Source organism: Flexivirga lutea (assembly GCF_054778955.1).
The window spans coordinates 1,165,639-1,179,697 of record NZ_BAAGZB010000002.1 but is presented as its reverse complement, the minus strand read 5'-3'; the positions used below and the strand labels follow the sequence as shown (position 1 = coordinate 1,179,697).

The window sequence follows — 14,059 nt, the reverse complement described above, 5'->3', positions numbered from 1 at the left end:
ACTTTGCCCGGACAGAATTCAGAGGTATCCCGTGACCAGCATTCCCGTGGACCCGCAACTCGTCGCCGAAGTGGAGACACAGGTGAAGGCCTGGCTCGACGCCTCGGCCAGCACACCGGTCCACCCGTCGGCGACCCGGCTCGCCGAGGTGCTCAAGGACCCCAAGGGGCTGCAGTTCACCGTCGGTTTCGTCGACCGGGTCGTCCGCCCGGAGGACTTCGGGGTCGCTGCGCAGGCCTTGCGCGAGATCGTCGCCAACACACCGCAGTTCCTGCCCTGGTACCAGCGCGCCGCGCTGCAGTCCGGTGCGAAGCTGTCCGGCACGGCGCCCGGTGTCGTCATACCGATCGCCCGGAAGGTGTTGCGGCGCATGGTCGGTCACCTGCTCATCGACGCGACCGACTCCAAACTGGGCGGGCAGATCGCCCGCATCAAGAAGCGCGGTGTCAAGCTCAACATCAATCTGCTGGGCGAGGCCGTCCTCGGTGAGGCCGAGGCGGGTCGCCGGTATGACGGCACCCGCCGGCTGCTCGAGCGGCCGGATGTCGACTACGTGTCGATCAAGGCGTCCTCTCCGGTCGCACCGCACTCCCCCTGGTCCCACGACCAGGCCGTCGCCCACGTCGTGGACCGGCTGCTGCCGCTGTATCAGTACGCGGCATCCCAAAGCGGAAGCGGCACACCGAAATTCATCAACCTGGACATGGAGGAATACCACGACCTGGCGATCACGGTCGACGTCTTCACCCAGTTGCTGGACCGGCCCGAACTGCTCGACCTGGAGGCCGGCATCGTGCTGCAGGCCTACTTGCCCGACGCCCTCTCGGAGATGATCAAGCTGCAGGAGTGGGCAGCCGCGCGACGGGCACGTGGCGGCGCGCCGATCAAGGTGCGACTCGTCAAGGGTGCCAACCTGCCCATGGAGCGCGCCCAGAGCTCGCTCTTCGGCTGGCCGCTGGCGACCTGGGGCAGCAAGCGTGAGACCGACACGTCGTACCTCAGCGTCCTGGACTACGCCCTGCAGCCGGAGCGCACTGCCAACGTCCGCATCGGGGTCGCCGGCCACAACCTCTTCGACGTCGCCTATGCGTGGATCCTCGCCGGGCGCAGGGGGGTTCGGGACGGCATCGAGTTCGAGATGCTGCTCGGTATGGCGGAAGGCCAGGCCGAGGCGGTCCGCGCAACCGTCGGCGATCTGCTCCTCTACGTGCCGGTGGTCCACCCGAAGGACTTCGACGTGGCGATCTCCTACCTCGTGCGTCGACTGGAGGAGGGTGCCAGCCAGGACAACTTCATGTCGGCGGTGTTCGACCTGCACGACAGCGCCGAGCTCTACCAGCGTGAGAAGGACCGATTCGTCGCCTCGCTCGCCGCGTTGACCGACGACGTGCCGGCGCCGCACCGGGTGCAGGACCGACGCCGCCCGGTGCCGGAAGCACCACTGACCCGGTTCGCGAACACGCCCGACACCGACCCCTCGCTGCTCGGCAACCGGATCTGGGGCGCCGAGATCATCGACCGGATCGCGTCCTCGCAGTTGGGCATCGACCTGGTGTCGGCGCACTCCGTGCAGGACACGGCCGCCGTCGAGTCGATCATCGACGAGACGAGGACGGCCGGCGCGTCCTGGGGTGCCCGGCCGGCGGCCGAACGTGCCGCGATCCTGCGGTCGGCAGCCACCCACTTCGAGCAGCACCGCGGTGACCTGCTCGAGGTCGCCGGGTCGGAGTGCGGCAAGACGCTCGACCAGGCCGACCCCGAAGTCTCCGAGGCCATCGACTTCCTCAACTACTACGCCGACCTGGCCGAGCAACTCGAGCAGGTCGACGGCGCCGTGCCCCACCCGGTGAACCTCACCCTGGTCGTGCCACCGTGGAACTTCCCGCTGGCCATTCCCACCGGCGGTATGGCGGCCGCGCTCGCCGCAGGTTCGGCAGTGATCGTCAAGCCGGCCCCGCAGGCTGCTCGCTGCGGCTCGGTGCTGGCCGAGATCCTCTGGGCCGCAGGCGTTCCCGAGGACGTGCTGCGCCTGGTCCACGTCCCGGAGAACGAGGTCGGGCGGACGCTGGTCTCCTCGCCGAAGGTCGACCGGCTCATCCTGACCGGCGCGTTCGACACCGCGGCGCTGTTCCGTAGCTTCCGTCCCGACCTGCCACTGCTCGCCGAGACCTCCGGCAAGAACTCGATGATCGTCACGCCCAACGCCGACCTCGACCTCGCGGTCAAGGACCTGGTCAACTCGGCGTTCGGGCACGCCGGGCAGAAGTGCTCGGCCGCGTCGCTCGGCATCCTGGTCGGCTCGGTCGCGCACTCCGAGCGCTTCCGGACCCAGCTCATCGACGCCGTCACGTCGCTGAAAGTGGGCCTGCCCAGCGACCCCACGACACAGATGGGTCCGATCATCGAGCCGGCGAGCGGCAAGCTGCACAAGGCGCTGACGACCCTGGACCCGGGCGAGACCTGGCTGGTGAAGCCGCGGCAACTCGACGACGAGGGTCGGCTGTGGTCGCCGGGCGTGAAGACGGGCGTGCGGCGTGGATCCGAATACCACCTGACCGAATACTTCGGTCCGGTGCTCGGTCTGATCGAGGCGGCCGACCTGGACGAGGCCATCGCCATACAGAACGAGACCGACTACGGCCTGACCGCCGGCCTGCACTCGCTGGAGCGCAGCGAGCTGGAGACCTGGATCGACCGTGTCGAGGCGGGCAACGCCTACGTCAACCGCACGACCGTCGGCGCGATCGTCCGACGGCAGCCGTTCGGCGGGTGGAAGAAGTCGGCTGTCGGTGCCGGCACCAAGGCCGGTGGGCCGAACTACCTCGTCGGCCTGACCGACTGGACGCCGCGTATGGCGAGCGAGTCGGCCGAGATCTCCGACACCGTGCGCCGGTTCGTCGAGGCGTCCGGCCTGACCGGGGACGACGCCGAATACGTGCGCCGCGCCGCGGGGTCGGACGCACTGGCGTGGCAGCAGGAGTTCGGCACGGCCAAGGACGTCTCGGGCCTGCTGGCGGAGAAGAACGTCTTCCGCTACCGCCCGGTGCCGGTGACCATCCGGGTGGAGGCGACGGAGCCGGCGCAGCTGGTGCGCCTCGTCGCCGCCGGGCTGACGGCCGGTGCTCCGGTGACCGTGTCGCTCGGGGTCGACCTCGAAGCCGGCCTGCGAAGTGCTCTGACCTCGGCGGGCGTGACGGTCCGCGAGGAGGACCAGGACGCGTGGGCCGCTCGGCTGCGCGGCGCCGATGCGCCGCACCGCGTCCGGCTGATCGGCGGCACCCGGGAGGGCTTCGCCACGGCGAGCGAGGGTCGCGCGGACATCGCACTCTACGCGGGGCCGGTGCTGGAGGCGGGCCGGATCGAGTTGCTGACCTTCCTGCACGAGCAGGCCGTCGCCGTCACGGCGCACCGCTTCGGTTCGCCGACGCCGCTGGCGGAGGACCTGTTCTAGATCTGCGCCGACAGACCGACTCGGCCCTGCAGGGATCGCGCCACGGCGCGACCCCTGCAGGGCCGAAGTCGTCGGAGCTACTTCTCGGTGGTCCAGTCGTAGAAACCCTGACCGGTCTTGCGGCCGAGGTGCCCGGCGGCGACCTTGTCGCGCAACACCTGCGGTGGGGCGAAACGCGGGCCGAGCTCCTGCTCCAGGTGTTCGGCGATGGCGAGGCGGACATCGAGGCCGACCAGGTCGGTCGTGCGGAGAGGCCCGACCGGGTGCCGGTAGCCGAGGGTCATCGCGGTGTCGATGTCCTCCGCCGTCGCCACACCTTCGTCGAGCATCCGCATCGCCTCCAGCGCGATCGCGACGCCCAGCCGACTGCTGGCGAAACCCGGCGAATCCCGCACCGTCACAGCGGTTTTGCCGATGGCGGCGACCCAGCCCTGCGCGGCCCGCACCAGATCGTCCGCCGTGGTGTCGGCCACCACGATCTCGACCAGCGAGCTGCTGGGCACCGGGTTGAAGAAATGCAGGCCGATCAACCGGGTCGGATCCGGCAGGCGGTTCGCCAGCGCGGTGACCGACAGCGAGCTGGTGTTGGTGGCGAGTACGGCGCCGGGCGCCAGCCCGGCGACGTCACCGAGCACCTGCGCCTTCAACTCCGCATCCTCCGGGACCGCCTCGATGACCAGGCCGCACCGGGTCAGTGCCTCCCGGTCGGTCGCCATACACAGGTCACCGTGCGCGGTCTGGCCGCGTTCCGCGGACTTGGCGAGGCTGCGCTCGATCCGCTCGCGACCGGCGATCGCGGCGTCGTCGCTGCCCTCCAGCACCACGACGTCTGCGCCGCCGAGCAGGAAGGCGTGGGCGATGCCGGCTCCCATCCGGCCGGCGCCGATGACGCCGATGCTTGCGGGGAGAACGTCCTTGGTCACTTCGTGCGCTCCTTGCGCTCCAGGAATGCGGTCATCCGTTGGTATTTCTCCTCGGTCTCGAAGAGCACCGCCTGTGCGATGTCATCGATGAGTGGGTGCGCCTCGCGGGGAGCATGGAAGACCGACTTGGTCAACCGCACGGCCTGCGGTGCCTGTCGCGCGATCCGGTCGGCCAGCGCCGCCCCGGCTGCCTCGAGCTGATCAGGTTCCACCACGTCGTTGAGGAGCCGGCAACCGAGCGCCTCCTGCGCGGTCAGGACCCGCCCGGCCAGCAGGATCTCCTTGGCCAGCGGTTCACCGACGAGCTCGGCCAGTCGCCACGACGCGCCGGCGGCGGCGAGGATGCCGAGACCGGGCTCCGGGTTGCCGATCTTGACCGACGGTGTGCCGATCCGGAAGTCGCAGGCGTAGGCGAGTTCGGCTCCACCGCCGAGCGCGTAGCCGTCGATGAGTGCGATCACCGGCATCGGCAGCTTGCGGATACGGTCGAAGATGCCGGAGTTGATCCCCTGCAGTGCGTCCTCCCGGCGTCGCTCGCGCAGCTGCCGGATGTCGGCTCCCGCAGCGAAGATGCCGCCACTGCCGGTGATCAGTGCGATCCGCGGCTGTCGTTCCAGCAGAGCACAGGCGTCGTGCAACGCCGCGACGGTGTCGGCGTCGATGGCATTGCGCACCTCCGGCCGGTTCAGCCGTATGACGAGCCGGTCCTCCCGCTCGTCCAGCTCGACGGCGCTCATGCCGTTTCCAGCAGCAGCGCGGAGCCCTGGCCCACGCCGACGCACATGGTGGCCAGCCCGCGGGTGCCGCCGGTGTCGCGCATCCGCCGCAACAGGGTGACCACCAGCCGGGTGCCCGAGCAGCCGAGCGGATGTCCCAGCGCGATGGCGCCGCCGTCGGAGTTGACGATGTCGGCGTCCAGTGCCAGATCGCGCATGCACGCGATCGACTGCGAGGCGAACGCTTCGTTGAGTTCGATCGCGTCCAGCGAATCCACTTGCCAGCCCGCGCGATCGAGCGCCTTACGAGTCGCCGGGACCGGCCCGATGCCCATGATTTCCGGCGCGACGCCGGCGCTGGCCCCGGCGACGATGCGGGCCTTCGGCTGCACGCCGGTCTCGGCCAGGAACTTCTCGGAGACGACCACGACCGCTGCGGCTCCGTCGTTCAGCGACGAGGAATTGCCGGCAGTGATCAATCCGTCCGGCTTGTTGACCGGTCGCAGCGTGGCCAGCTTCTCGGCGGTGGTGTCCGGTCGGGGCCCCTCGTCCCGGGTGACCTCACCGACCGCGACGATCTCGTCGTCGAACCTGCCGGCGTCGCGCGCCGCGACCGCCCGCTGGTGCGACTGCAGCGCGAAGGCATCCATCTCCTCGCGGGTCAGCTGCCACTGCTCGGCGACGCGCTCGGCGGTCTGCGGCATCGACAGCGTCGTGTCCGCATCGAACCGCGGGTTGGTGAAGCGCCAGCCGATCGAGGTGTCGAAGCTGGCACCGGGTTTGGCCCACGGGCGAGACGGTTTGGCCTGCACCCAGGGCGCCCGGGTCATCGACTCGACACCGCCGGCGACCACGACATCAGCGTCGCCGGCGGCGATCATCTGCCGTGCCAGCGTGATCGACGTCAGTCCCGAGGCGCAGAGCCGGTTGACGGTGAACCCGGGGATGCGCTGCGGCAGACCGGCCAGCAGCACCGCCATACGAGCGACGTTGCGGTTGTCCTCACCGGCCTGGTTGGCGGCGCCGAGGATGACCTCGTCGATGCGCTCGGGGTCGATGCCGGAGCGCCGCACGACGTCGCCGACGACCAGCGCGGCGAGGTCGTCGGGTCGCTGCCCGGCGAGCGCCCCGCCGTACCGACCGATGGGTGTGCGGATCGCGTCGAGGACGAAGGCTTCCGGCATGCAGTGCTCCTTGGCGTTGTGGTCGGGTGGGATGGGTCAGGCGTCGAAGTCGACCGTGACGTCGTCGCTGATCGGGAAGCTCTGGCAGGTGAGGACGAAGCCCTGCTCGACCTCGGCGTCCTCCAGCGCGTAGTTGCGCGCCATCTCGACCTCGCCGGACGTCACCTTGGCGCGACAGGTGCCGCAGACGCCGCCCTTACAGGCGAACGGCATGTCGGGCCGTTTCTGTTGCGCGGAATCCAGCACGGTGCTGGTCCTGGGCACGGCGGCAGTGGTGCTGCGGCCGTCGAGCACCACCGTCAGCGACGCGGTTTCGCCCTCCACGACCGCGTCGGCGTGCCGCAGTTGCGGCGGCGGCGCGTCGACGTAGAACAGCTCGTAATGGATCCGGTCCTGCGGGACGCCGAGCTCCGCCAGGGCTGCCCGGGTCTCCTGCAACATCTCCATCGGACCGCACAGCCAGACATGGTCGATCGACGGCAGCGGCACGAGTTCCCGCAGGATGGTCCGCAGCCGCTCGCCCTCGAGTCGGCCGGAGAACAACTCGACGTCGCGCGGCTCACGGGAGAGCACGTGGATCAGGTCGAAACGTTGGTGATGGGCGTTCTTCAGATCCGCGAGCTCCTCGGCGAACATCACCGTGTTCGTCGTCCGATTGCCGTAGAGCACGGTGACGGTGGAGTCCGGGTGGCCGACCACCGATGCGGCGATGGACAGCATCGGGGTGATGCCGGACCCGGCAGCGATGCACAGATGACGCGCCGGCTGGTCCGGATCGGCCCGGAAACTCCCACTCGGGCGCTGCACCTCGACGGTGTCGCCGGGGCGGATGTCGCGGACCAGCCAGCGGGAGAAGAGTCCGTCCGGGATCTCGCGCACCCCGATCCGTGGCAGGCTGCCGGCCGGAGAACTGATCGAGTAGGTGCGCCGATGCTCGACGCCGTCGACGACCCGGCGCAACGTCAGCGCCTGCCCTGGGGCGAAAGCGAATTCGTCCTTCAGCTCGTCCGGCACGTCGAATGTCACGGCGACGGCGTCATCGGTCAGTTGCTCGATGTCCAGCACCAGCAGCGGGTGGAACGGCGCGGTGCGCGCGTTGATGTTGGCCTCGGGTGCGATGGTCATTCAGATTTCCTTCAGGTGGTCGAAGGGCTCCCCGCAGGCACGGCAGCGGTAGAGCGCCTTGCACGCGGTGCTCCCGAACTCACTGGTCACCTGGGTGTCGCCGGACCCGCACTGCGGGCACTGTATGGCGCGCCGGGTGGGCGCGAGAGTCAGCACGACCGGGCCGCGTGGCGCTTGCCCGGGCGGCGATATGCCGTTGTCCACCAACGCCTTCCGCCCTGCCTCGCTGATCCAGTCGGTGGTCCAGGGCGGGCTGAGCTCGACGCGCACGCGCACCGACTCGAACCCGGCATCGGTCAACCGGTGCACGAGGTCGTCGCGCATCGTCGCCATCGCGGGGCAACCGGAGTATGTCGGTGTGATCGCCACCACGACCGTGCCGTCGTCGTCGATCGCGACGTCGCGCAGCACCCCGAGGTCGGCGAGCGTGAGCATCGGCAGCTCCGGGTCGGTGACCTCGGATGCGATGGCCCGGGCGCGCTCTGCCGCAGTGGCTTCCAGTGTTGCCATCATCCGGTCACCACCGGCCCATCGGATGCGCGCGGGCGACGACCTGCATTTCGGCGAGCATCAGGCTCAGCGCCTCGGAATGCATGCCCTGCCGGCCGGTGCGGCCACGCACGCCGGCGAGTGCCGGTCCGTCCGGTGGCGTCATACCGGCGACAGCCAGGACCTGATCGATGACGACGTCCATCTCGTCGGCGACCGCGGCGGGGTCGACACCGACGTGTGCCTCGACCTCGGTCGAGGCCTGCAGCTCGGGGATCAGCGGCCACACCGATGTCATCGCATCGGTCAGCCGGCGGTGTGACTCCTCGGTGCCCCGGGCGAGCGTCAAGAACCAGCGGCCGGCGAAATCCCGGTGGTAGGCAAGCTCTTTCACGCCCTTGGCGGCAATCGCTGCGATCACCGCGTCTGCGTGGCTCACTAATCGCTGCAGGATCGTCAAGCGCCAGGTCGACATGACCAGCAGTCGGGCGACCAGCTCGGCGAAGTCACCGTTCGGGACCTCGGCCAGCCGGACGTTGCGGAAGGCGTCGGCGTCGCGGAAGTAGGCCAGCCGGTCCTCGTCGGGCACCGGGGAACCCTCGGGCAGCACCGGCACGAGCGAAGGGTCCGCCGCCGCGGCCCTGGCGAGCAGCAGTCGCGCCTGTCCGACGAGGTCGAGCGCGATGTTGGCGATCGCGATGTCCTCCTCGAGGTCGGGCGCGCGGCTGGTCCACTCCGAGAGCCGCTGCGCGTAGACCAGGGCGTCGTCGCCGAGCATCAAGCAGTACTGCGCCAATTCGGCGGCGTCGACGCCGTCCGGGATGGTCGTGTCGACGCCGGCGAGCGGGTCCTCGAAGTCGGTGCCGAACGCCCAGTGGGCGTCGTTGCCCAGCAGCCCGGCGTACGCGTTGTCGTGCTCGCCCTCGGTGTCCTGCTGAATGTGTATGTCGCTCATGGGTGACCTTTCACATATGCGGAACGTTGTCGGGGATGTCGTAGAACGTCGGATGCCGGTAGACCTTGTCGCCGCTGGGTGCGAAGAGCGGGTCCTTCTCCTGCGGGCTCGACGCGGTGATGTCAGCCGAGCGCACCACCCATATGGACACACCCTCGTTGCGCCGGGTGTAGACGTCGCGGGCGTGCCGCAGTGCCATCTCGGCGTCCGGCGCGTGCAGCGACCCGACGTGCACGTGATTGAGGCCTCGCTTGCTGCGCACGAACACCTCGTAGAGCGGCCATTCCCGTTGGTTCTCAGGCATTTTCGGATTCCTTGGTCTCGATACCGCCTCCGCTAGCGCTCCGACCCACCCGACCGGCGGAGTTCGCGAATGCCATGGCTGCCTCCCGCACCCAGGCACCCTCGTCGTATGCCGCCTTGCGGTGCGCCATCCGCTGCGCATTGCACGGTCCGTTGCCCTTGACCACGTGCCAGAACTCCCCCCAGTCCGGCTCGCCGTAGTCGTAGGAGCCGCGTTCCTCGTTCCACTTCAGCTCGGGGTCCGGGAAGGTCACACCCAGCGCCTCCGCCTGGGGCATCGACATGTCGACGAAGCGTTGCCGCAGTTCGTCGTTCGTATGCCGCTTGATGCCCCACTCCATCGACTGCGCGGTGTTGGGCGAGTCGCCGTCCGGCGGACCGAACATCATGAGTGCGGGCCACCAGAAGCGGTTGACCGACTCCTGCACCATCGCGCGCTGCTCGTCGGTGCCGCGCATCATCGTCATCAGCAGTTCGTAGCCCTGCCGCTGGTGGAAGGACTCCTCCTTGCAGATGCGGATCATCGCGCGCCCGTAGGGGCCGTACGACGTCCGGCACAGCGGCACCTGGTTGCAGATCGCCGCCCCGTCGACCAGCCAGCCGATGGTGCCGACATCGGCATACGTCAGGGTCGGGTAGTTGAAGATCGAGGAATACTTCTGCTTGCCGGAGATCAGCCGGCGGGTCAGCTCGTCCCGGGAGATGCCGAGTGTCTCGGTCGCCGAGTAGAGGTAGAGCCCGTGCCCCGCCTCGTCCTGCACCTTGGCCAACAACACGGCCTTGCGGCGCAGCGACGGCGCGCGGGTGATCCAGTTGCCCTCGGGCTGCATCCCGATGATCTCCGAGTGCGCGTGCTGAGCCACCTGCCGGATCAGTGTCTGGCGGTATTTCTCCGGCATCCAGTCACGCGGCTCGATGCGGTCGTTGCCGGCGATGGTCGCGTCGAACGCCTCCTGCAGGGCGTGCTCGGAAGTCTTTTCCAGAGGCGCTTGGTCAACCTGCACGGGATCCTCCTTGCGGTATTTACAGACCGAGTGGTCAGTTATTAGTCTGGCACGCAGCGCCGCCGATCGCAACGACTACTCGTAGGAGCCATCCAGTGACAGACGCACGCATGCTCGAGAGCTACGCCGCAGGTTCGTGGTTCCGGTCCGACGCCGAGGGAGATGCTCTGCTGGACGCGACCACCGGCGAGACCGTCGCCCGCATCAGCAGCCGGGGCGTGGACCTGGCCGCGATGGTCCGCCACGCCAAGCAGGTCGGTGGCCCGGCGCTGCGGGAGCTGACGTTCCACCAGCGGGCGATGCTGCTGAAGGACGTCGCGCTGACGCTGTCGCGCCCCGAGGTCAAGGAGGAGCTCTACGAGCTGTCCTACCGCACCGGTGCCACCGCCCGGGACTCGTGGGTAGACATCGACGGCGGCATCGGCACCGTCTTCAGCTACTCCAGCAAGGCCCGCCGCGAGCTGCCCAACTCGACCGTGGCCCCCGACGGCCCGCTGGAGCCGCTGAGCAAGGGCGGCACCTTCGCCGGCCAGCACGTCTTCACCTCACGCCCCGGCGTCGCGGTCGAGATCAATGCCTTCAACTTCCCGGTCTGGGGCATGCTGGAGAAGCTCGCGCCCGCGTTCATCGCCGGCCTGCCGAGCATCGTCAAGCCGGCCAGCCAGACGGCATACCTCACCGAACTCGCCGTTCGCAGGGTCATCGAGGCCGGCATCCTGCCCGAGGGCACCCTGCAGTTGCTGGCCGGCAGTGCCGGCACGCTGCTCGACGAACTCACCGTGCAGGACTCGGTGGCGTTCACCGGTTCGGCGCACACCGGTGGCATCTTGCGCCGGCACGAGTCGGTGCTGACGGGCGGCGTTTCCCTCGGTGTCGAAGCCGATTCACTCAACTGCTCGGTACTCGGCACCGACGTGACGACCGACGACCCGGAGTTCGACCTGTTCGTCAAGGGCGTCGTGACGGAGATGACGGTCAAGGCCGGGCAGAAGTGCACCGCCATCCGGCGCGTCATCGTGCCCGAGCCGATGATCGACCCGGTCATCGACGCGATCAGCGCGCGCCTGGACCGCACGACCGTCGGCGATCCGCGCGACGAGTCGACCCGCATGGGACCGCTCGCGTCGCTCGCGCAACGTGACGAGGTCCGCAAGGCGATCGAGGCCCTGCGCCCGGCCGCCGACGTCGTGTATGGCGACCCCGATGCCACCGTCGGCGACCCGCGCGGCGCCTTCCTGCAACCGGTGCTGCTGCGGGCGCACGCCGACGCCACCCAGGTCCACGACGTGGAGGCGTTCGGCCCCGTGGCCTCCGTCATCGGTTACGGATCCACCCAGGACGCAGTGCACCTGGCGGCTCGCGGCAAGGGCAGCCTGGTCGGCTCGGTCGTCACCCACGACCCGGACGTCGCCCGGGACCTCGTGCGCGGTGTCGCCCCGTGGCACGGGCGCATCCTGGTGCTCAACCGCGACGACGCGAAGGAATCGACCGGTCACGGTTCGCCGCTGCCGGTGCTGGTGCACGGCGGACCGGGCCGCGCCGGCGGCGGCGAGGAGCTGGGCGGTGTGCGCGGGATCCTGCACCACATGCAGCGCACCGCCATCCAGGGTTCACCGGACATGCTGACCGCCATCACCGGACGCTGGACCACCGGGTCCGCGCGCGGCACGGGCGACATACATCCGTTCCGCAAGTCGCTGGCGCAGTTGCGGATCGGCGACACCGTCGAGACCGGCAGCCGGACGATCACCGGTGCGGACATCGACGACTTCGCGGCACGGACCGGCGACACGTTCTATGCGCACACCGACCCCGAGGCAGCGGCGGCCAACCCGATCTTCGGTGGCATCGTCGCGCACGGTTACCTCATCGTGTCACTGGCCGCGGGCCTCTTCGTCGAGCCCGAGCCCGGCCCCGTGCTGGCCAACTTCGGCGTCGACAACCTGCGGTTCCTCACGCCGGTCAAGGCGGGCGACGCGATCAGCGTCCAGCTCACCGCCAAGCAGATCACTCCCCGGCAGACCGCCGACTACGGCGAGGTCCGGTGGGATTGCCTGGTCACCAACCAGGATGGCGAAGCCGTCGCGACCTACGACGTGCTCACGTTGGTCGCCAAGGAGTAGCGTCACGGACTGGCGTCACGGAGCGGACCCGCCGCTGCTCGGCCGTCAGTGGGCGGCCGGGGCCGTCGCACGGCACTCGGCGCACGTGCCGAGCAGGGCGGCGTGCTGGGCGTCCAGCTCGAAGCCGAGCTGTGTCCGCACCCGGTCGCCGATCGGACCCAGCCATTCGATCGGTATGTCGAAGAACCGCTGGCAGGTCGTGCACTGCAGGTGCGCGTGCCCGGTCCGGGCGGCCGCCGAGTGCCGCAGGTGATAGATCGTCGCACTGCCCGGCACGTGCGTGTGGGCGACGATGCCCAGCTCGGCCAGCGACTGCAACGACCGGTAGACCGTGGCACGGTGCACCCCGGGCTCAGCCTCGTCGACCCGGGTCACGATGTCCTCCGCGCACAGGTGACCGCTGGCGTCGTCGAGCACCTGCAGCACGGCCCGCCGCGCCGCGGTCACGCGCTCGCCCTTGTCCCGCAAGAGCCCGAGCGCCTCGGCCACCGCCGGTGATTCGTCGGTATGACGCATGACGCACCTCCTGGCCCCGATTGTCCACCATCGCACCGGTCCGAGCGCGTGGGTCGCCGTCCGGGGTGGACGGCCCATCCCTCGCGGTCGGCTAGCCTTCCCACGGTGACAGCAGCACTGCCCGCGCGCCCCGCCCCGGTTCACGACGCCGCTCCGTCCGCGCCCAGAACACGTGACGCGCTCATCGACAACTCGCGAGCCGTGCTCATCGTGCTGGTCGTGCTGGGCCACATCGTGATGACCTATCACTCCGACTCACGCGCGATGGGCTGGGCGCACTACTTCATCTACCTCTTCCACATGCCTGCGTTCGCCTACTTCTCGGGCAAGGTGCTGCGTTCCCCCCAGCGCGCCTTCGACAAGGCGTTCACCGCGATCTTCCCCCTGTACGTCGGCTTCAGCCTGATCCACTTCCTGGTGCGACGCTATTTCTTCGGCAGTTGGGACTGGGCGATGTGGGTCGCGCCCGGTCTGATGTGGTACCTGCTGGCCCTGCTCGTATGGCGACTCTCGCTTCCGCTCTGGGACAAGCTGCGCTGGCCGGTGCTGACCTCGCTCGCCATCGCCCTGCTGGTGCCGTTGACCAGCAGACTAGGAACCACGCTCTCCCTGGAACGCATCTTCGTGTTCGCGCCGTTCTTCCTGATGGGCCACTACACCACGTCCGAGACCGTCGAGCGGATCCGGCGGGTGCCTGCCTTCTGGGCGGCCGTTCCGCTGGTGTTCATCGCAGCGGTCGCCTGGCTCGCCGAGAAGACCGGCTTCGTCAAGATCGCCCTGCTCAACGGCAACACGCCCTATCCGCACATCGACGGCAGCAGCCTGGCGGAGATGGGTGGGCGACTGCTCGTCGTCGTGTGCACCCTCGGCGCGCTCTTCACGCTGTGGCGACTGCTGCCACGCCGGAAGGTGTTCTTCACGCACCTGGGTACCTACTCGCTGGGCATCTACACCTTGCACATGTCGTGGCCCTACGCACTGCAGAAGTGGCACCCGCATCTGGGACACCACGAGCTGCTCATCGCCGGCATCGTCCTCAGTCCCCTCGCCGTCGCGTTCTTCCTGGCCTCGCCCCCGGTGCGCGCGATCGTCGGCGGCTACGAACGAGCCTGGCGCCGACTGCTGGGGCTGCTGGGTGCTCCTGGCCCGTCCCCCCGCAAACCGGTTTACCCTTCAGACTGACAAAATGCAGTGCAGCCTCGCGCGCAGACGCCGGCTTCGCCGGCCGGCGCACTGCGCACGCACGAGACCGAACACATCGAGAGGACCC

At 69.2% G+C, this 14,059-nt stretch carries 12 protein-coding genes; 3 read left to right on the top strand and 9 right to left on the bottom strand.

Features of this window, described 5'->3' with window-relative positions:
• Nucleotides 1–31: 31 nt before the first annotated feature.
• Nucleotides 32–3,451, top strand: a complete 3,420-nt coding sequence (locus ACYVBN_RS12015) for a bifunctional proline dehydrogenase/L-glutamate gamma-semialdehyde dehydrogenase (RefSeq protein ID WP_460600717.1) — start codon at nt 32–34, stop codon at nt 3,449–3,451.
• Nucleotides 3,452–3,528: 77 nt separating this feature from the next.
• Here the strand turns inward: ACYVBN_RS12015 and ACYVBN_RS12010 are convergent, their stop codons facing one another.
• The 8 genes from ACYVBN_RS12010 to paaA are packed head-to-tail and all read right to left on the bottom strand — an operon-like array spanning nt 3,529 to nt 10,150.
• Nucleotides 3,529–4,374 carry a 3-hydroxyacyl-CoA dehydrogenase family protein gene (locus ACYVBN_RS12010; RefSeq protein ID WP_460600716.1) on the bottom strand — a complete coding sequence of 282 codons (846 nt, stop codon included), beginning with the start codon at nt 4,372–4,374 and terminating at the stop codon, nt 3,529–3,531.
• Entirely contained in the window at nt 4,371–5,111 is a 741-nt protein-coding gene (locus ACYVBN_RS12005; RefSeq protein ID WP_440281492.1) for an enoyl-CoA hydratase/isomerase family protein, read from the bottom strand. Before ACYVBN_RS12005 ends, ACYVBN_RS12010 begins: the two co-directional genes overlap by 4 nt.
• Nucleotides 5,108–6,274, bottom strand: coding sequence for a thiolase family protein (locus ACYVBN_RS12000; protein ID WP_440281491.1), 1,167 nt, complete (start codon nt 6,272–6,274; stop codon nt 5,108–5,110). Before ACYVBN_RS12000 ends, ACYVBN_RS12005 begins: the two co-directional genes overlap by 4 nt.
• A gap of 36 nt (nt 6,275–6,310) precedes the next feature.
• A complete protein-coding gene (paaE, locus tag ACYVBN_RS11995; RefSeq protein WP_460600715.1) occupies nt 6,311–7,399 on the bottom strand; it encodes a 1,2-phenylacetyl-CoA epoxidase subunit PaaE in 1,089 nt (362 codons plus the stop codon).
• On the bottom strand, nt 7,400–7,912 hold the full coding sequence (gene paaD / locus ACYVBN_RS11990) for a PaaD family protein (protein ID WP_460600714.1): 513 nt from the start codon (nt 7,910–7,912) through the stop codon (nt 7,400–7,402).
• A gap of 4 nt (nt 7,913–7,916) precedes the next feature.
• Complete coding sequence (paaC, locus tag ACYVBN_RS11985) at nt 7,917–8,843, bottom strand: 1,2-phenylacetyl-CoA epoxidase subunit PaaC (RefSeq protein ID WP_460600713.1); 927 nt, start codon at nt 8,841–8,843, stop codon at nt 7,917–7,919.
• A 10-nt stretch (nt 8,844–8,853) separates the two neighbouring features.
• Entirely contained in the window at nt 8,854–9,147 is a 294-nt protein-coding gene (gene paaB, locus ACYVBN_RS11980; RefSeq protein ID WP_440281487.1) for a 1,2-phenylacetyl-CoA epoxidase subunit PaaB, read from the bottom strand.
• Nucleotides 9,140–10,150, bottom strand: a complete 1,011-nt coding sequence (paaA, locus tag ACYVBN_RS11975; RefSeq protein ID WP_460600712.1) for a 1,2-phenylacetyl-CoA epoxidase subunit PaaA — start codon at nt 10,148–10,150, stop codon at nt 9,140–9,142. The genes paaB and paaA overlap by 8 nt, the downstream gene beginning before the upstream one ends.
• A gap of 110 nt (nt 10,151–10,260) precedes the next feature.
• Here paaA and paaZ point away from each other — a divergent pair, with 110 nt between their 5' ends.
• The gene (gene paaZ, locus ACYVBN_RS11970) at nt 10,261–12,273 is read left to right on the top strand and encodes a phenylacetic acid degradation bifunctional protein PaaZ (RefSeq protein WP_460600849.1); all 2,013 of its coding nucleotides are present in this window, start codon (nt 10,261–10,263) and stop codon (nt 12,271–12,273) included.
• Nucleotides 12,274–12,318: 45 nt separating this feature from the next.
• Here paaZ and ACYVBN_RS11965 read toward each other — a convergent pair whose 3' ends face one another.
• The gene (locus tag ACYVBN_RS11965; protein ID WP_460600711.1) at nt 12,319–12,789 is read right to left on the bottom strand and encodes a Fur family transcriptional regulator; all 471 of its coding nucleotides are present in this window, start codon (nt 12,787–12,789) and stop codon (nt 12,319–12,321) included.
• 105 nt (nt 12,790–12,894) lie between these two features.
• Here ACYVBN_RS11965 and ACYVBN_RS11960 point away from each other — a divergent pair, with 105 nt between their 5' ends.
• Nucleotides 12,895–13,971, top strand: coding sequence for an acyltransferase family protein (locus ACYVBN_RS11960; RefSeq protein WP_440281484.1), 1,077 nt, complete (start codon nt 12,895–12,897; stop codon nt 13,969–13,971).
• Nucleotides 13,972–14,059 lie beyond the last annotated feature (88 nt).